At 63.1% G+C, this 18,863-nt stretch carries 15 protein-coding genes; 11 read left to right on the plus strand and 4 right to left on the minus strand.

Translation table 11 applies throughout. The features are described 5' to 3' along the window. Window positions 1-72: 72 nt before the first annotated feature. Window positions 73-942, plus strand: coding sequence for a lipoyl synthase (lipA, locus tag C7K55_RS09155; RefSeq protein ID WP_106632414.1), 870 nt, complete (start codon window positions 73-75; stop codon window positions 940-942). Here lipA and C7K55_RS09160 read toward each other — a convergent pair. Next, window positions 939-5,537 carry a glutamate synthase-related protein gene (locus C7K55_RS09160; RefSeq protein ID WP_106632415.1) on the minus strand — a complete coding sequence of 1,533 codons (4,599 nt, stop codon included), beginning with the start codon at window positions 5,535-5,537 and terminating at the stop codon, window positions 939-941. The genes lipA and C7K55_RS09160 overlap by 4 nt on opposite strands. 176 nt (window positions 5,538-5,713) lie before the next feature. On the opposite strand from C7K55_RS09160, the gene C7K55_RS09165 reads away from it, so the two are divergent. The 9 genes from C7K55_RS09165 to C7K55_RS09205 all read left to right on the plus strand — a co-directional run bounded on the left by C7K55_RS09165 (window position 5,714) and on the right by C7K55_RS09205 (window position 14,510). Further along, window positions 5,714-7,456 (plus strand): phosphodiester glycosidase family protein, encoded by a 1,743-nt coding sequence (locus tag C7K55_RS09165; protein ID WP_193486249.1) that lies wholly within the window; start codon window positions 5,714-5,716, stop codon window positions 7,454-7,456. Window positions 7,457-7,493: 37 nt separating this feature from the next. Next, window positions 7,494-7,850: an AIR synthase gene (locus C7K55_RS09170; protein WP_106632416.1), complete on the plus strand. Its 357-nt coding sequence runs from the start codon at window positions 7,494-7,496 to the stop codon at window positions 7,848-7,850. Between the two features lie 65 nt (window positions 7,851-7,915). Beyond that, a complete protein-coding gene (gene rpsL / locus C7K55_RS09175) occupies window positions 7,916-8,290 on the plus strand; it encodes a 30S ribosomal protein S12 (protein ID WP_106632417.1) in 375 nt (124 codons plus the stop codon). Between the two features lie 106 nt (window positions 8,291-8,396). After that, window positions 8,397-8,867, plus strand: coding sequence for a 30S ribosomal protein S7 (rpsG, locus tag C7K55_RS09180; RefSeq protein WP_106632418.1), 471 nt, complete (start codon window positions 8,397-8,399; stop codon window positions 8,865-8,867). Between the two features lie 99 nt (window positions 8,868-8,966). After that, window positions 8,967-11,042, plus strand: coding sequence for an elongation factor G (gene fusA, locus C7K55_RS09185; protein ID WP_106632419.1), 2,076 nt, complete (start codon window positions 8,967-8,969; stop codon window positions 11,040-11,042). 40 nt (window positions 11,043-11,082) lie between these two features. Next, window positions 11,083-12,312: an elongation factor Tu gene (gene tuf / locus C7K55_RS09190; protein ID WP_106632420.1), complete on the plus strand. Its 1,230-nt coding sequence runs from the start codon at window positions 11,083-11,085 to the stop codon at window positions 12,310-12,312. Window positions 12,313-12,436: 124 nt separating this feature from the next. Further along, the gene (gene rpsJ / locus C7K55_RS09195; RefSeq protein ID WP_006910513.1) at window positions 12,437-12,757 is read left to right on the plus strand and encodes a 30S ribosomal protein S10; all 321 of its coding nucleotides are present in this window, start codon (window positions 12,437-12,439) and stop codon (window positions 12,755-12,757) included. A 113-nt stretch (window positions 12,758-12,870) separates the two neighbouring features. Further along, on the plus strand, window positions 12,871-13,518 hold the full coding sequence (locus C7K55_RS09200; RefSeq protein WP_106632421.1) for an LON peptidase substrate-binding domain-containing protein: 648 nt from the start codon (window positions 12,871-12,873) through the stop codon (window positions 13,516-13,518). 8 nt (window positions 13,519-13,526) lie between these two features. Next, window positions 13,527-14,510, plus strand: a complete 984-nt coding sequence (locus C7K55_RS09205) for a methyltransferase domain-containing protein (RefSeq protein ID WP_106632422.1) — start codon at window positions 13,527-13,529, stop codon at window positions 14,508-14,510. Here C7K55_RS09205 and pheA read toward each other — a convergent pair. Further along, the gene (gene pheA / locus C7K55_RS09210) at window positions 14,507-15,334 is read right to left on the minus strand and encodes a prephenate dehydratase (protein ID WP_106632423.1); all 828 of its coding nucleotides are present in this window, start codon (window positions 15,332-15,334) and stop codon (window positions 14,507-14,509) included. The genes C7K55_RS09205 and pheA overlap by 4 nt on opposite strands. A 69-nt stretch (window positions 15,335-15,403) precedes the next feature. On the opposite strand from pheA, the gene C7K55_RS09215 reads away from it, so the two are divergent. Beyond that, the gene (locus tag C7K55_RS09215) at window positions 15,404-15,916 is read left to right on the plus strand and encodes a DUF1997 domain-containing protein (protein ID WP_106632424.1); all 513 of its coding nucleotides are present in this window, start codon (window positions 15,404-15,406) and stop codon (window positions 15,914-15,916) included. Here the strand turns inward: C7K55_RS09215 and C7K55_RS09220 are convergent. Further along, entirely contained in the window at window positions 15,882-16,523 is a 642-nt protein-coding gene (locus tag C7K55_RS09220) for a ribonuclease HII (protein ID WP_106632425.1), read from the minus strand. The genes C7K55_RS09215 and C7K55_RS09220 overlap by 35 nt on opposite strands. Then, window positions 16,524-18,575 carry an Rne/Rng family ribonuclease gene (locus C7K55_RS09225; protein WP_106632426.1) on the minus strand — a complete coding sequence of 684 codons (2,052 nt, stop codon included), beginning with the start codon at window positions 18,573-18,575 and terminating at the stop codon, window positions 16,524-16,526. Between the last annotated feature and the right edge of the window lie 288 nt (window positions 18,576-18,863).

The raw sequence follows: 18,863 nt of genomic DNA on the forward strand, positions 1-18,863 counted from the left end.
GCCTTGGCCTGCCGGTGGCTTCCTAAAATTTAGATCAGCCCTTCTTCTGGCCCCCGTGGCCCTACTGGCGCCTTGCTCAAACCCGACTGGCTGCGCGTCAAGGCCCCCCAGCGGGAGCGCATCGGTGAGGTGGCCGACCTACTGCAGGATCTCAAGCTCAACACCGTCTGCCAGGAGGCCAGCTGCCCCAACATCGGCGAGTGCTTCGCCGGCGGCACGGCCACCTTTTTGATCATGGGGCCGGGCTGCACCCGGGCCTGCCCCTACTGCGACATCGACTTCGACAAGAGCGTGCGGGAGATCGATCCCAGCGAACCTGAACGACTGGGCGAAGCGGTGGCACGCCTGGGCCTGAGCCACGTGGTGATCACCTCGGTAAACCGCGACGACCTGGTAGATGGCGGCGCCAGCCAGTTTGTAGCCTGCATGGCGCAGGTGCGCCAGCGCTCACCGCTCACCACTATCGAGCTGCTGATCCCCGATTTCTGCGGCAACTGGGACGCCCTGGCCGCCGTAATGGAAGGCGCCCCTGAGGTGCTCAACCACAACATCGAAACGGTGCCAAGGCTGTACAAAAAAGCCAGACCCCAGGGGATCTACGAGCGCTCCCTGGAGCTACTGCAGCGGGTGCGCCAGGGCTGGCCGCGCACGTACACCAAATCCGGACTGATGACCGGCCTGGGCGAAAGCGACGCCGAGGTGCTCGCGGTGATGGCCGATCTACGCCGCCACCAGGTGGACATCGTCACCATCGGCCAGTACCTCTCGCCAGGCCCCAAACATCTGCCCGTGGATCGCTTCGTGACCCCAGAGCAATTTGCGACGTTCAAGCAGCACGGTGAGCAGGAGCTCGGCTTCCTGCAGGTGGTGAGCAGCCCGCTCACCCGCAGCAGCTATCACGCCGGCGAGGTGCAGCGGCTGATGCGGGAGTATCCGCGCTAAGCCACCACAGCCTCCCGCTCCGCCAGACCCACGGCGGCCTTCTCGCTGGGGGGAACCAGCAGCTTGAACTGGGCCTTCCAGGTGGACCAATCCGCCAAGATCTCAGCTGCCTTGGCGCTGCCGGTGGCGTCGAGATGGGCCTGCAGCAGGGGCTTGAGCAGGGCCTCCTGCTCGGGGGTGGTGAGCTCCGCGATGGCCACGATCTCAGAATTTACCCGCTGCGCCAAACCACCGCTCTCATCAAGGATGAAGGCCACACCACCGGTCATGCCGGCGGCCACGTTGCGACCGGTGCTGCCCAGCACCACCACCACGCCACCGGTCATGTATTCGCAGCAGTGATCGCCGGCGCCCTCGACCACGGTTTTCGCCCCGCTGTTGCGCACGCCAAAGCGCTCACCGGCGCGGCCTAGGGCGAAGAGCTCTCCACCTGTGGCGCCATAGAGACAGGTGTTGCCCAGAATCACCTGGTTACCAGGGTCGTTGACGCCGGCAGGGGGCACCACGGTGAGGCGTCCGCCATTGAGGCCCTTGCCCACATAGTCGTTGGCTTCACCCACCAGGCGCACGTTCATGCCCTGGAGCACGAAGGCCCCGAAGCTCTGACCCGCGGCACCTTCATAAGTGAGATCGAGCTGGCCTTGGAAGCCGGTGTTGCCATGGCGGGCGGCGATCTCGCCGGATAGGCGGGCGCCCACGCTGCGATCTGTGTTCACGATCGCCAGGGTGCTGGCCACGCGGCCGTGGCCCTCGATAGCCGCCAGCACCTCCGCATCAGCGAGCAGCTGATCTTCCAGGATTTGTCCATTGCCATGGGCCTGGGCGTCGTGCAGAAGCCAGCTGCGATCAGCAGCGGCGGGGATCGGGTCAATCAGGCAGGAGAGATCAAGGGCTCTGGTTTTGGCTAGAGCCACGGCCCGGGGCTGCAGCAATTCACTGCGGCCGATCAGCTCTTCGAGCCGGGCCACGCCAAGCACGCTCAGCAGCTGACGCACCTCCTCGGCAACAAACAGGAAGAAATTCACCACGTGTTCGGGCACGCCGGGGAAGCGCTTGCGCAGGTTTTCTTTCTGGGTAGCCACGCCCACCGGGCAGTTATTGGTGTGGCAGACGCGGGCCATGATGCAGCCTTCGGCAATCATCGCCACCGAGCCGAAGCCGTATTCCTCAGCGCCCAGCAGGGCGGCGATGATCACGTCCCAGCCGGTTTTGAGGCCGCCATCGGCACGCAGCAGAACCCGATCGCGCAAGCCATTCTCCAGCAGCGACCGGTGCACCTCAGTGAGGCCTAGCTCCCAGGGGCTGCCGGCATGTTTGATCGAGCTGAGCGGTGAAGCGCCCGTGCCGCCGTCGTGGCCGGAGATCTGAATCACATCGGCGTTGGCCTTGGCCACACCGGCGGCGATGGTGCCGATGCCGATTTCCGCCACCAGCTTCACGCTCACCTTGGCGGCGGGGTGCACCTGGTGCAGGTCGTGGATCAGCTGGGCCAGATCCTCAATTGAATAGATGTCGTGATGGGGAGGCGGCGAAATCAGGGCCACACCGGCCTTGCTGTTGCGCAGCCAGGCGATGTAGGGGTCGACCTTCGGCCCCGGCAGTTGACCTCCCTCGCCCGGCTTGGCCCCCTGGGCCACCTTGATCTCCAGCTGGCGGCCACTGCGCAGATATTCGGGGGTCACACCGAAGCGCCCTGAGGCGATCTGCTTGATGGCGGAGCAGGCGGTATCACCGTTGCGCAGGCCATTGAGGCTGGGCATGGTCGGCGAATGACCGTCGGCGTCCACATCGCTAAGCAGCCCGAAGCGGGCCGGATCCTCGCCGCCCTCACCGCTGTTGCTCTTGCCGCCGATGCGGTTCATGGCGATGGCTAACACCTCGTGGGCCTCGCGGGAGAGGGCCCCCAAACTCATGCCGCCGGTGCAAAAGCGGCTACAGATGCTCTCCACGCTCTCCACCTGCTCGATCGGCAGCGGGGCGGGAGCAGGCTTGAGTTCCAGCAGGTCCCGCAGGGCCGTGACTGGCCGGTGCTCCAGCAGGGTTTTGTAGGTGGAGAAGTGGTCGTAGCCGGGGCCAGCCTTGACGGCGGCATGCAGGGCCTTGGCCATCTCCGGGCTATTGAGGTGATACTCGCCGCCAGTTCGGTACTGCACGAAGCCCATGAACTCGAGCTTGGTGCGGTTGAGCTCGGGGAAGGCCTTGGCATGGAAGCTGAGGGTTTCGCTGGCCAGCTCGCCCAAGCTGAGGCCAGCCACCCGGCTGGTGGTGCCACTGAAGGCAAGCTGGATCAGATCGGCGCCAAGGCCGATGGCTTCGAAGATCTGGGCGCCGTGATAGCTGGCCAGCAGGGAAATGCCGATCTTGGAGAGAATCTTGCGCAGGCCGTCTTCTAGGGCCTTGCGCACATTTGCCTGCACCTGATCGGGGCTGAGCGCCGGCAGCTTGCCGGTTTCGATCAGCTTCTGCACCCGGGGGTGGGCTAGCCAGTGGCGGCTGGTTTCCCAGGTAAGCCAAGGGCAAACGGCACTGGCGCCATAACCGATCAGGCAGGCGAGGTGGTGAGTGCTCCAGCACTGGGCCGTTTCCACCACCAGGGAAGCCTGCAGGCGCAAGCCCAGGTTGAGCAGGTGGTGATGCACCGCGCCGACGGCCAGCAGCGGTGGAATGGTGGCCGTGGTGGCATTGATCCCACCAGCCTCGCCGCCCCGATCGCTCAGCACCAGAATCTGGCTGCCGGCGCGCACGGCCGCCTCGGCCGCGCTGCGCAGGCGCTGCACCGCAAGCTCGAGACCTCCGGGGCCGTCGGTGACGGCCATCAGCGTGGAAAGGGTGGTGGTGGGCAGGCCCTGCCGGCCAACCTCCGCAAGCTCCGCTTCATTGAGGATCGGACTGGCCAGGTGCAGCACCGCCGCCGAGGCAGCTTCGGGGCGCAGCGGCGAGCCCCGCCTGCCCAGATGCATCTCCAGGCTCATCACCAGCTTTTCCCGCAGGGGATCTATCGGCGGGTTGGTGACCTGGGCAAAACGCTGCTTGAAGTAGTCGTAAAGGAGGTGGGGCTTGTCTGAAAGCACCGCCAGGGGAATGTCGTCGCCCATGCAATAGGTGGGCTCTTTAGCCGCGCCGGCCATGTCCTCGATCACCAGCTCGAAGTCTTCGGCGGTGAAGCCAAAGGCCGTTTGCTGTTGCAGCAGCTCCAGATCTGCCAGCTGACGCTCCTGGGTCCAGGGCTGGGGGACGAGGTTGCGACGATGCTGCGCCAACCAGTCACCGTAGGGATGGCGGGCGGCAACCTCGGCCTTCACCTCCCAATTGCGCAGCAGGCGGCCCTGCTCCAGGTCCACTGCCAGCATCTGGCCAGGGCCGAGGCGACCCTTTTCGATGATGCGGCTCTCCTCAAGCTCGACCACCCCGGTTTCTGAGCCCATCACCACAAAACCGTCGCTGGTGATGCAGTAGCGGGCGGGGCGCAGGCCGTTGCGATCGAGGGTGGCTCCCACGCAGCGGCCATCGGCGAACACCAGCAGGGCCGGACCATCCCAGGGCTCCTGGGTGCAGGCGGAATACTCGTAAAAAGACTGGATATCAGGCTTATCTGCCAGCTCAGGCTGGTCGCGGAAAGCTTCTGGCACCAGGGTGAGCAGGCTCTCGGTGATCGGCCGGCCGCTGCGCACCAGCAGCTCAAGGGTGGCGTCGAGGTTGGCGGAATCGCTGAAGGCGGGGTTCACCACTGGCTTCAGTTCTGAAGCCGCCTCCCCCCAGACCGCATCGAGATTTGCTTCCGAAGCCCTTGCCCAGTTGAGGTTGCCCAACAAGGTATTTATCTCGCCGTTGTGACCCAGCAGCCGCATGGGCTGGGCCAGGGGCCAGCGGGGCAGGGTGTTGGTGCTGAAACGGCGGTGGTACACCGCAAAGCTCACGGCAAAGCGTGCATCGCGCAGGTCGCCATAGAAAGCGGACAGCACCGCTGAACGCACCATGCCCTTGTAGACAACAGTCCGGCTGCTCAGGGAAGCGAAATAGAGTTCACCAGGCCCTGGCCCCCAAACGGCGCGGGCCCGATCACCGCAACGGCGGCGCAGCCTGAATAGCAACGCTTCCAGATCATCACCGGCTTGGTCTGCGGCAATTAGCCATTGCTCAATGGCAGGAGCGGTCTGGCGGGCCAGGGAGCCGAGAACAGATGCATCCAGAGGGACTGCACGCCAACCCAGGCTGCCTAAACCCAGCTTGGCGGCCTCATCTTCACAGAAAAGTTTTGCCTGCTCGCGCTTTGCAGCATCGGCTGGCAGGAAAACCATGCCCAGCCCGCGAGCCGCTCCCTTGGCTGCCGCCGCCTCAGGCCATACATCTTCTAGATAGCTCCAGGGGATGCCGCAGAGCACCCCGGCCCCATCGCCGGAATCACCATCGCCACCGCAACCGCCGCGGTGCTCCATGCAGTCGAGGCCGCGCAGGGCCTGCTGCAGCACCCAGTGGCTGGCTTCACCCTGAAGATTGGCCAAAAAGCCCACACCACAGGCGTCCTTTTCGCCAGCGACAGCGGCCGGCGCAGCGCTATCGCAATGGGGCCAAACAGGGCGAGAGAAATGAGGCATAACCCGAGACGGTCCGGCAGGTGATCTGTCAGGGCAGCGCCGCTAACACCCACAGGTGCTGGCAGCAGCAGAGCAGCTGATCCTAGGGATGCACATCCCCAAAGCAGGGCGCCCAAACCCTGGCACCCAAACCCTTAAAGAGGGCTAGCTTTCAAGGCTGTCGGCCAGGCTGGCCCATGGCCTCTACTGCATTCCTGGCTGGCTGGCTCCTGGTTCTGTGCCTGCCAGGGGTTGGCCAGGCCATGCCGATTACGCCGCCACCGCCGCCGCCTCTAGTTCCAATCGGTGCGGCCGCCGCAACTGAGCGCCAGGGCAGCAGTATCCGCATCAACGGCCGGCTCCAGAGCGCCCGCTGGATCTGGGTTAGGGGCTTAGGCGACACGCCCCAACAACTGTGGATCCCCCTAGAGGTGCTCGAGAACCAGCTCGGAGTCACCAGCCGCAGCCGCAGCGATGGCGCGCTGGAGCTGGAGTGGTTTGGCCAGGAACTCAAGGTGCCCGCCAGCGCCCAGCGCAGCCTCGAAGACGAAGTAGCGGTAGACGTGAGCAGCCTGTTTGGCCGCGTCGGCGTGGGCCTACGCCACGAGGGCAGCCTGCTCAGCCTGGAGCTGGCCAGGCCCCAGCTGCTCCAGGTGCGCAGCTCAAACCCTGGCCCCGTCAAGCGCATCGTGCTCGACCTGGGCGGCCCGGCGGCCATTGGTAGAGACGACGCCGGACTGGTGGTTGACCTGCTCAGCCGCAGTGACCAACAAACCCTGCTGGGGAGCCTGGGCCTCCAGGCCCGGCAGGACAGCGCTGGGCTGAGGCTCAAACCCTCCGCAGCCAAATTGACGCGGGTATTCAGCCTGGGCGAACCCAACCGGGTGGTGATCGAGTGGCCGGATCAGGGGGCCGCTAGCCGCACTGACAGTCCAGCCCCGATCGATCCGCGCCTGCAGGCCCTACTTGGCAAAGAACTTCAGTGGGATCGCCTGGTGCGCCAGGGGGTGCGCATCAATGCGATCCGCATTGATCCACTTAAGGCCTCACTGCAGCTGCGGCCCCTGGCCAGACCTGGAGGCATGGAGGGCCTCAGCTCCCTGGTGCAGCTCGCCAACCAGCAGCAGGCCTGGGTAGCGATCAATGGGGGTTACTTCAACCGGGTAAGGCGCCTGCCCTTGGGGGCTCTAAAACAAGACGGCCGCTGGCTTTCCGGGCCAATTTTGAACCGGGGAGTCGCCGCCTGGGACGGGCGAACCATGCCCCGCTTTGGCCGGCTACAGCTTTCAGAATGGGTTGTGGGCCCCGGAGCTCTGCGTCTACCGGTCGCCGTTGTCAACAGTGGCTACGTGCAGCGAGGTATCAGCCGCTATACCGCCGACTGGGGGCCCAACTACCGAGCCCTGAGTGGCTCTGAGACTGGCTTGTTAATCCAAGGGGGCCTGGTGCGACAGCAGCTTGGCCCCTCCGAATTGGATGCGGGTGTGGCGCTACGGGGCGATGACCTGCTGCTGGTGGGAAGGGGCGGAGCGGAGCTGCCCTGGGGCTTAGACGATCGGCTCCAGATCGAAAGCCGCCCCAGCAGCAACCTCGGCCTCGCAACACACGTGATTGGCGGGGGGCCATTGCTGTTGCAGGCAGGACGCATCGTGCTCGATGGCGCCGCCGAAAACTTCAGTTCCGCCTTCCTCAGCCAAGGAGCACCCCGCACCGTGCTGGCCAGAGACGACCGCCAGATTTGGCTGATCACCCTGGAGGGGATCCAGGACAGCGGCCCCTCCCTGGGGGAAACCGCCGCGCTGCTGCAACAGCTAGGCCTGCAAGATGCCCTAAATCTCGATGGCGGCAGCTCCACCGGGCTGGTGCTGGGGGGTTCCCTGCAGGTGAAAGGTCGTGGTGTGGCCGGATCCGTTCACAACGGTCTCGGCCTGGTGCCGTGAGAAAGCTGCCAAAATGAGTTCAGATATGCATCCCCCCATGGCCAAGGCGCACAGCCTGCGCGTGACCGCCGCCGCCGCCGCCGAGCTGGGCCGCCACGCAGCTGTGGCGGGCACCCCCGGGATGATGCATCTGGATTTAGTAGACGGGCGCTGTGAGCGCTGGGCGATTCGATTGCGCCCTGGCCACCTGGCGGGCACGCCGATTGCCCGCGCCGATGGCATCACCCTTTATGCGCCAGCAGAGCAACTCAACCTGCTGAGCGGCCTGAGCCTGGACTACCGGGGAGACATCAGCGGCGGCGGCTTTTTGGTACGTCCAGGCGAAGGCACGGTGAGTTGCGCCTGCGGCACTGCATTCAGCCGCTCAGGAGGAGGGCGACAGGCGACCCAGTAAGGTGACGGATTGTCGAAATCGGTCGGACGTCCGACCAATATTCTCCGACCAGACCCCGGTCCTCGATGCCCACCATTCAGCAGCTAATCCGTACTGAGCGCCAGAGTCTTTCCCGGAAGACCAAGTCGCCCGCCCTGCGCGCTTGTCCCGAGCGCCGCGGTGTGTGCACACGCGTGTACACCTCCACCCCCAAGAAGCCGAATTCGGCCCTGCGCAAGGTCGCTCGGGTGCGTCTCACCTCTGGCTTTGAGGTGACCGCATACATCCCCGGCATTGGGCACAACCTTCAGGAGCACTCTGTGGTTCTGATCCGGGGTGGACGCGTCAAGGATCTGCCTGGCGTCCGCTATCACATCATCCGCGGCACCTTGGACACCGCGGGCGTCAAGGACCGTCGCCAGTCCCGTTCCAAGTACGGCGCCAAGACGCCAAAGAGCTGAAACCGCCTAGCTCAGCGTGACCAGCCGCTGAGCAGCAACTTCAGCAAAGGGCGTCACCGATGCCCGCTCCATTCCCTTCCCCTAGTTCTCCCCGCTCCGGTCGACCATGTCTCGCCGCAATGCCGCCGAGAAGCGCCCAGTGCTTCCCGACCCCCAATTCAACAGCCGCCTGGCCTCCATGATCGTGGCCCGGCTCATGAAGCACGGCAAAAAGTCCACGGCGCAGCGCATCCTTTCGGATGCCTTCTCCCTGATCAACGACCGCACCGGTACTGATCCCCTGGAGCTGTTTGAGACAGCTGTACGCAATGCCACCCCTCTGGTTGAGGTTCGTGCCCGCCGGGTTGGCGGTGCCACTTACCAGGTGCCGATGGAAGTTCGCCAGGAGCGCGGTACAGCCATGGCTCTGCGCTGGCTGGTGAATTTCTCCCGCGCCCGCAACGGTCGCAGCATGGCCCAGAAATTGGCTGGTGAGCTAATGGATGCAGCCAACGAAGCCGGTAGCGCGGTTCGCAAGCGGGAAGAGACCCACAAGATGGCTGAAGCCAACAAGGCTTTCGCCCACTACCGCTACTGATCCCGCCTGAACAGCTGAAGTCCAGGGCGACTTCAGCCTCAACAGACCCGGTCTGTAGAGTTACGCCCACGTTTTGTTGACCTTTCGGAGACCTCCCCCGTGGCCCGCGCCTTTCCACTGGAACGCGTTAGAAATATTGGTATTGCCGCCCACATCGATGCGGGCAAGACCACGACGACTGAACGGATTCTGTTCTATTCAGGCGTCGTCCACAAGATGGGCGAGGTGCACGACGGTGCGGCTGTGACCGACTGGATGGATCAGGAGCGTGAACGTGGTATCACGATCACCGCAGCTGCCATTTCCACCACTTGGAAAGACAACCGCATCAACATCATCGACACCCCCGGGCACGTCGACTTCACCATCGAGGTGGAACGTTCGATGCGGGTCCTGGACGGCGTGGTCGCTGTCTTCTGCGCCGTTGGTGGCGTACAGCCCCAGTCAGAGACCGTCTGGCGTCAGGCTGACCGCTACAACGTGCCTCGGCTCGTGTTCGTCAACAAGATGGACCGGACGGGTGCCGACTTCCTGAAGGTCTACGACCAAATCAAGGATCGGCTCAAAGCCAATGCCGCGCCGATCCAGCTGCCGATCGGAGCCGAGGGCGATCTGAAGGGAATTATTGACCTTGTGCGCAACAAGGCGATTATTTACACCAATGATCTCGGCACTGACATCATTGAAGGTGAAATCCCTGAAGACATGATTGAAGAGGCCAAAAAGTGGCGCCTCAAGTTGATGGAAACGGTGGCTGAGTCCGACGAAGACTTAATCGATCCCTTCCTGGAAAATGGCGAGCTCACCGAAGAGCAGTTGATCAAAGGCATCCGCAAGGCCACCATCCATCATGGCTTAGTGCCAATTGTTTGTGGCTCAGCCTTTAAAAATAAGGGCGTCCAACTGGTGCTAGATGCAGTGGTTGACTACCTGCCAGCACCAGTTGATCTACCTCCCATCACTGGCCTACTGGCTGACGGCAGCGAGGCAACCCGCCCTTGCGACGACAGCGCGCCCTTCAGCGCCTTGGCCTTCAAAGTAATGGCTGACCCCTACGGGAAGCTTACTTTTGTACGCATCTACTCCGGGGTACTCAACAAAGGCAGCTATGTACTCAACTCCACCAAAGATAAGAAGGAGCGCATTTCTCGCTTAATCCTCCTCAAAGCCATTGACCGTGAAGAGGTCGATGAGCTGCGTGCCGGTGATCTTGGGGCAGTCTTGGGCCTCAAGGACACCACCACGGGTGACACGCTTTGCGTCGATTCTGACCCGATCATTCTGGAATCGCTCTTCATCCCCGAGCCCGTGATCTCGGTGGCTGTTGAGCCAAAAACCAAGGGTGACATGGAGAAGCTTTCCAAAGCTCTTCAGTCACTTGCTGAAGAAGACCCCACTTTCCGGGTCTCCACCGATCCTGAAACCAGCCAGACAGTTATTGCTGGCATGGGAGAACTCCACCTTGAAATCCTGGTGGATCGGATGCTGCGCGAGTTCAAGGTTGAAGCGAACATCGGCGCTCCCCAAGTGTCGTATCGCGAAACCATTCGCAGCAGCTCCAAGGGCGAAGGCAAATTTGCCCGTCAGACTGGTGGCAAAGGTCAATACGGTCACGTAGTGATCGAAATGGAGCCCGGCGAACCAGGCACAGGATTCGAATTCGTCAACAAAATTATTGGCGGCATCGTTCCCAAGGAGTACATCGGTCCCGCAGAAGCCGGCATGAAGGAGACCTGCCAATCCGGTGTGATTGCTGGTTTCCCCATGATCGACGTCAGGGCAACCATGGTTGACGGCTCTTACCACGACGTCGACTCCTCGGAGATGGCGTTTAAAATCGCCGGATCCATGGCCTTCAAAGACGCAGTCAAGAAGTGCAACCCCGTACTCCTTGAGCCAATGATGAAGGTGGAAGTTGAGATCCCCGAGGATTTCCTTGGGTCGGTCATCGGCGACCTCTCATCGCGTCGAGGCCAGGTCGAAGGACAGTCCATTGATAATGGGCAGTCCAAGGTCCAAACAAAAGTGCCTCTGGCCGAAATGTTCGGCTACGCCACCCAGCTCCGATCCATGACCCAGGGTCGGGGTATTTTCTCGATGGAGTTCAGCCATTACGAGGAAGTTCCTCGCAATGTGGCTGAGGCCATCATCTCCAAGAATCAGGGCAATTCCTGATCTCTCCTTTACCCACTAACCCCCCCGATTCTTTCTACTCATGGCACGCGAGAAGTTCGAAAGGAACAAACCCCACGTCAACATTGGCACCATCGGCCACGTTGACCACGGCAAAACCACCCTCACGGCTGCCATCACCAACGTGTTGGCGTCCCAGGGCATGGCCAAGGCCCAGGCCTACGACGAGATCGACGGTGCTCCTGAGGAGAAAGAGCGGGGCATCACTATCAACACTGCGCACGTCGAGTACGAGACCACAAATCGTCACTACGCTCACGTGGACTGCCCCGGCCACGCGGACTACGTCAAGAACATGATCACCGGTGCCGCCCAGATGGACGGCGCGATCCTGGTTGTAGCTGCGACCGACGGGCCGATGGCCCAGACCAAAGAACACATCCTGCTTGCCAAGCAGGTGGGCGTTCCCGCCCTAGTGGTGTTCCTCAACAAGAAGGACATGGTCGACGACGAGGAAATCCTCGAGCTTGTCGAACTGGAAATGCGCGAGCTGCTCAGCAGCTACGACTTCCCAGGCGATGACATCCCAGTGGTGGCAGGTTCAGCCCTGAAGGCCCTCGAATTTATCCAAGCTGGCAACAAGGCCGAGCGCGGTGCGAATGAGTGGGTTGACAAGATTCTCGACCTAATGGACGCCGTCGACGAGTCGATTCCCGAGCCCGAGCGCGAAGTCGACAAGCCCTTCCTGATGGCAATCGAGGACGTTTTCTCGATCACCGGTCGTGGCACCGTGGCAACTGGACGTATCGAACGCGGCAAGGTCAAGGTTGGCGAAACCGTTCAAATCGTCGGCATCCGCGACACCCGTGAGACCACTGTCACGGGTGTGGAAATGTTCCGCAAGCTGCTCGAAGAGGGTTTGGCTGGCGACAACTGTGGACTACTGCTGCGCGGCATCCAGAAAGAGGACATCGAGCGCGGCATGGTGCTGGTGAAGCCCAACTCCATCAAGCCCCACACCAAATTCGAAGGTGAGGTCTACGTGCTGAAGAAGGAAGAAGGCGGCCGCCACACCCCCTTCTTTGCTGGCTATCGCCCTCAGTTCTACATCCGTACAACTGACGTGACAGGCCAGATCACGGCCTTCACCTCTGACGACGGCGCCAACGTCGAAATGGTGATGCCCGGTGACCGCATCAAGATGACCGGCGAGCTCATCTGCCCCGTTGCCATCGAGCAAGGCATGCGCTTCGCCATCCGCGAAGGCGGCCGCACCATCGGTGCAGGCGTGGTTTCCAAGATCATCGCCTGATCCTGAGGTAGGTTTTTGGGGTGGGACTTCTATGGGTCTCCACCCCACCTGCCGCTCCTCGACAATCCAGCTCCACCAGCCACCCGGGCGTTCCGCCCAGGAGCTTCCTGACGCCTGATCTGACATGTCCACAGCCATTGCCCAGCAGAAGATCCGCATTCGCCTCAAGGCGTTTGATCGCCGGATGCTTGATCTCTCCTGCGAAAAAATCATCGAAACTGCCGACCACACCGCCGCAACGGCGATCGGCCCCATTCCGCTGCCAACCAAGCGCAAGATCTACTGCGTGCTGCGCTCGCCCCACGTCGACAAAGACTCCCGGGAGCACTTCGAAACCCGCACCCATCGGCGCATCATCGATATCTACAGCCCTTCGGCAAAGACCATCGACGCACTGATGAAGCTTGACCTGCCCAGCGGCGTTGATATTGAAGTCAAGCTCTGAGCCCAATCTCGGGTAATCCTGCCTAACCAGTCGCTGACTGCAGCCGCCCCTGTCACGCCAACGCGTGACAGGGGCATTTTTTCTAGGATGCACTTGCATCTCCTGGTAAAGCCATGGGCGAGCTGGCCGTAAGGGAGCTGCCGCTATTTCCCTTGCCCGACGTGGTGCTTTTCCCCCAGGAAGTTCTGCCACTTCATATTTTTGAGCCTCGTTACCGGATGCTGCTGCGCACCGTGATGGCCGGAGACCAGCGCTTCGGAGTTGTGCGTTGGGACCCCCAAAACCAGACCATGGCCGATGTGGGCTGCTGTGCCGAGATCCTGCACTGCCAGACCCAGGACGACGACCACAGCAACATTGTGACCATGGGGCAACAGCGTTTTCGCGTACTCGACATCGTGCGTGAGGCGCCCTTTCGGGTGGGAATGGTGAGCTGGATTGAGGATGAACCCGAGACGAGCCATGCGGAGCTGGCTGCGTTAGCGGGCGATGTCGGCCAGGCCCTGCGGGATGTGGTGGAACTCACCGGCAAGCTGATTGGCAAACCGGCCAGCCTGCCCAACGACCTGCCCGACCTGCCCCGGGAGCTGTCGTTCTGGATCGGAGCCCACCTAGGCGGCCCCGTGGCCGACCACCAGCAGGCCCTGCTGGAGATCACTGACACCAGCGAGCGCCTGCGCCAGGAATACGAACTGCTGGACCAGACCAGGAGGCAGTTGGCGGCACGCACCGTGCTCAAAGACACCTTCCAGCCCCAATAACTCCTGCCATGACCGTCCTGAGCTGGCCCCTGGCCGCCTCCATCGGGGCAGGAGCCCTTGGCTGCCTTGCCGTCGCCCTATCAGCGCGCCTCTGGTTGAAACGCCGGCGGCGTTATGAATCATCTGCAAGCGTGGCAGACGCCTACGACCGCTGGACCAATGACCAGCTGCTGGAGCGGCTCTGGGGGGACCATATCCACCTGGGCTTCTACCGCCAAAGTGGTAGCGGCAGGTCGCACCACCAGGATTTCCGAGTTGCCAAAGAAACCTTCGTCCATGAACTGGCGCGCTGGAGCGGCCTCGACCAACTGCCCCGCGGCTCCACCGTGCTGGATGTGGGCTGCGGCATTGGCGGCAGCGCCCGCATCCTGGCGAGGGACTATGGACTGAACGTCCTGGGTATCAGCATCAGCCCGGCCCAGATCGCCCGGGCCACAGCCCTAACTCCAGCCGGCCTCAGCTGCCGCTTTGCGGTGATGGATGCCCTGGCCCTGGAAATTGCCGACGCCAGCGTTGATGCCGTCTGGAGTGTGGAGGCCTGTCCCCATATGCCCGACAAGCAGCGCTACGCCGATGAGTTGTTGCGAGTGCTCAAACCTGGCGGCCTGCTGGCTGTAGCTGACTGGAACCGGCGCGATCCGGCCGATGGCGCCATGGATCGGCGAGAGCGCTGGGTGATGCGTCAGTTGCTTGAACAGTGGGCCCACCCTGAATTCGCCAGTATCCGCGGACTGCAAAAGCACCTCGAGCAAAGTCAGCAGGCTGGTGGCATGACAATCGAAACCGGCGACTGGACCAGCGCCACCCTGCCCTCCTGGATCGAATCGATCTTTGAGGGCGTACGCCGGCCAGGCGCCATCCTGGGCCTGGGTCCCGCCGCAGTTTTGCAAGGCCTGCGCGAAACCCCCACGATCCTGCTGATGCGTTGGGCCTTCGCCACCGGACTGATGCAATTTGGCGTCTTTCGCGGTCGCAAGCCCAGCCAGGCCTAAGCGAGGTTGGTGACTGGGTAGGCCCCAAATAGGGCTAGGTGCTCGCAAAGGGGCGCTAGCTCAGCAAGGGCTGCCTCCAGAGGGGTCGATCCATTGGGAAGCTCCAGATCAACGAAAAATATGTACTCACCCATCTCCCGCTTTGATGGGCGCGACTCGATCCGGCCCATGTTGAGCCCGCGCTGGGCAAAGCAGCCCAGGGCTTCGAGCAGGGCCCCTGGCTGGTTGGAGTGCAGGGAGAAGGCGAGGCTTGCCATCGGGCCCTGCGAGGAGCGGGGTCCCCGCCGCAGCAACAGGAAGCGGGTGCAGTTGCCCGCCACATCATTGATCGGGTAGGCCAGCTCCAGCAGGCCATGCTCCGTGCCGGCCTGCTGGGAGGCGATCGCCGCACGGAAGCGACTGCCCGCCACCATGCGGGCCGCCTCCGCCGTGGAGCTGGTGGGCAACTGCAGGGCCTGGGGTAGGTGTTCCGACAGCCACTGGCTGCACTGGGCCAGGGCCTGGGGATGGGACAACACCTCACTCACGCCCGTAATCGGGCCGCTGCCAAGCAGGGCATGGCGGATCGGCAGCACCAGGGCCCGCGCGACGCTGAGATCCGGATGCTCCCAGAGCGCGTCCAGGCAGGCCGTCACCCCCCCCTCCACTGAATTCTCGACAGGCACGACTGCCGCATCACAGGTGCCCTGGGCTAGGGCCTGAACAACGGCCCGGATACCTAGCTGAGGCACCAATTCAGGGTTGGCGACGCCTTCCAACTCGGCCAGTTGCCGGGTTGCCTGCTCGCCGTAGGTGCCGGCCGGCCCGAGGAAGGCAAAACGCATCGTTTCCGAAACCGAGGAGAGGCCATCGTGTGGTGACCGATAGGATCATGCCGCGCCGGCCCGCAGGCCATGCCCCTGGCCTTCAGCGCCAGTCAGCAACTGCAACTTGACGTGAGCCACCAGCCCGAAAGGCTGGCCGCCTACTTGAGCGATCAGGATCGGGTGGTCAAAGCCCTGCTGGATCCCAACCAGCTCGAGCCCCTCGGCCCAGGTCGCTATCGCTACGCGGTGACCCATCTGCAGGTATTTCAACTGCAGATTCAGCCAGTGGTGGATCTGCGCATCCATCTGGCCCAAGACCGACTGGTGCTGGAAGCCACCGAGTGTGAACTGGAGGGTTTGGGGCTAGTGGATGATTTCCAGCTCACCCTGGGATCCTGGTTGGCAGCGGGTGCCAACGGGCTGGAAGGGGAAGCCAGCTTGGCCGTGACGGTGAGCCAGCCCTCGCTGCTCAAACTGATTCCCGCCAAGGTGCTGGAAGCCACCGGCCGCTCTCTGCTGGCAGGCATCCTGCTGGGCATCAAGGGCCGGGTGGGGCAGCAGCTACTCAGCGACTATCGCCTCTGGTGCCAGGAGCACTGAGCTCCAGCCGCCCCAAAAAACTATGACGATGCAGCGGCGTTGTGCCGAGGTTTTGGAGGGCGGCGCGATGCAAGGCCGTGCCATACCCGGCATGACGCTCCAGCCCATAGCCTGGATAGCGCTCCGCCAGGGCGGTGATCAAGGCGTCCCGGGCCTCCTTGGCCAGCACGCTGGCGGCCGCAATCGCCAGGCAGTGGCTATCGCCTCGCACCATGGTGCGCTGGTCGCCGTGCCAGCCCCGCAGGGGCAGCACCCCATCCACCAGCAGCAGCTCAAACGGACACGACAGTTTTTGCAGGGCGCGGGCCATGGCCAGCTCTGTTGCTAGCCGGATGCCCCCGCGATCGATTTCTGCCGCCGAGGCCTGGCCGAGGGCCCAGGAAGCCGCCAGGCGCTGGATAACGGGCACCAGGGCAGCTCGCCGCCGGGCGGTGAGCTTTTTGCTGTCGGTGAGCCCCAGACCAGCCAAGGGCTTTAGCGCTGCGGCCGGCAGCACTACCGCAGCAGCAAAAACAGGGCCGAACAGACAACCGCGACCGACCTCATCAACGCCGGCGCAGTCGCCCGGATCCCGGCCCTGCCAGGGATCCGACTCCGGCGGGCCCACTCAGCTAGAGGCAGAGGAGCGCCGGCGGCGGCGACGTGGTTCGCCTGACTCATCAAGCTCCGGCTCAGCGACTGCCAACGCGGTGTCTACTTGGGCGGTGCCGGCTTGGGAGGTTTGGGTTTTCGCTGCAGGGGTTTTGGCCGCAGAACTGCGGGTGCGACCGCGGCGAGCTGGAATCTCGACTTCAGGAGGGGCGATGCTGGCAGTGGTCGGCACCGACACCGTGACCACGGTCTCGGGCTCGCTGAGCTCTGGCAGGGGCGTGATTTCCACCGGGGCCGGCATAACCAGAGTCACTACGCCTGAGGCCGGCATGTCTGCAGCGCCGTACTGGCCATCAGCGGCGGCCGCAGTACCGCCGCGACCACCTCGTCCGCGGCGACGACGGGAACCAGCAGCTGCCAGCTGCTGCCTGGCTTGCTCCAGCACTTCTTCCGCCTCCATGCCGGGGCGAACCACCCTGACCACGACGTTGTCGTTGCTGGGGGGCTGCTCGAGCAGCAGGGCGGGATTGAGGCCCATCCAACCAAACACCAATTCCTGGTCCGCATCCATCGGCACGGCCACCAGCTCCTGATCAAAGCGGCGGGGGGCCGGCTCCATGCTGGCGCCGCTGCCTGAGACAGGTGCCTCGATCGGAACGATCTCGACCCCATCAGCGGCCTGCGTGCCAGGCGCATCGAGGAACTCACTGCCATTACGCCCGCCTCGCCCGCCTCGGCGGCGGCGACCGGTAGCGGCCTCGGGGATAGCGGGGCTGAGCACCTCAGCGCGAGCCGATGCGGCGGAGCGCACCAAGCCGGTGAGGGTTGCCAGGGGCTGAAGCGTGTCTTTGCCTGGCAGCACGGCCACATGACCCAAGCCCCCACAGCTGGGACAAGCTCGTCCAAACAGTTCGTAGATGTTCTGGCCCTGGCGCTTGCGGGTGAGCTCCACTAGGCCGAGCTCGGTGAGCTGGGCTATCTGGGGACGGGCGGCATCGTCGCGAACCGCCTGGGTGAAATGTTCGAGCAGCTGCAGCTGATCACGACGGGACTCCATATCAATGAAGTCAATGATCACCACGCCACCGATGTTGCGCAGCTTCAGCTGGCGGCCGATCTCCACAGCCGCTTCGCAGTTGGTCCAGAGCACCGTCTCGCGAGAGTTGGCCGAGCGGGTGAAGGAGCCGGAGTTGACATCAATGACAGTGAGAGCCTCGGTGGGCTCGATAATCACGTAGCCGCCGGAAGGCAGATCAACTCGCGGCTTCAAGGCATCGCGAATGGCGGCATTAACCTTGAAGTGCTCAAGAATCTCCGCCGATTCGGTGTGGGCTTCCACCAGCACCGTGGTGTGATCAGAGCCCAGAAAGGCATTGGCCCGGGCAACCGCTTCGGGCGTATCAACCACCACCCGCACTAGCTCTGGGCTGTAGAGATCGCGCAACACGCGATGCACAAAGTCTTCGTCGCGGTTGAGCAGCACCGGTGGGCTGGCGGTTTCGGCGGCGGTTTGGATGCCCTCCCACTGGCGCAGCAGGGCCTCAAGGTCGTCGATTAGCAGCTCTTCGCTAACAGCTTCTGCCTCGGTGCGGATCAACAGGCCTGCGCCTGGTGGCTTGATGAGCACACCGAGGGCCCGCAACCGGTTGCGCTCGTTCTCACCGTTGATGCGGCGGGAGATGTTCACTCCCTGGCCGTGGGGCTGCAGCACCAAAAACCGCCCTGGCAAGGCGAGGTTGCCGGTGAGGCGGGGGCCCTTGGTACCGGTGGGCTCCTTCATCACCTGCACCAACACCTTCTGGCGCGGCTCCAGTAGCTCGGTAATGCCGGCAGCTCCCTTGCGCAGCCGCAAGGGGCCCAGATCAGTGACGTGAATAAAGCCGTTCTTTTCGCTTTCGCCGATATTTACAAAAGCGGCGTCGATGCCAGGCAACACATTTTCAACGGTGCCTAGATAGACGTCTCCGATCTGATAGCGGCCTTGAGCCACAACCAATTCATCAACACGTTCGTCGTTGAGAACTGCGGCGATTCGCAGTTGCTCGGCTATGACGATCTGCTGGGGCATGGGGAATGAGATGGGCCCGACGGGCCCGGCCAGGGATAAAACGATGGATATGGGCGGACTTGAAGGCTGAAACCTGGTTCAAGCCCTACGGGGCCAGGCCAAAAAACATCAACAAGCCAAAAAAGTTGGACTATCGGAAGCCCAAAAAACGTTCGGAGCGCCGGTAAATCCGGATCGCTCTAGCGGCAATACTGCAAAAAATGCTGTTCTGAATCTTTCGCGCATCGAGTGCCGCGAAACAGCCTTCAAGAATCGAGCTTCCTGAAAGCGGTGGGGCGAAGACTGGGA

Source organism: Cyanobium usitatum str. Tous, from assembly GCF_003011885.1.
GTDB classification, from domain to species: Bacteria; Cyanobacteriota; Cyanobacteriia; order PCC-6307; family Cyanobiaceae; genus Cyanobium_A; species Cyanobium_A usitatum.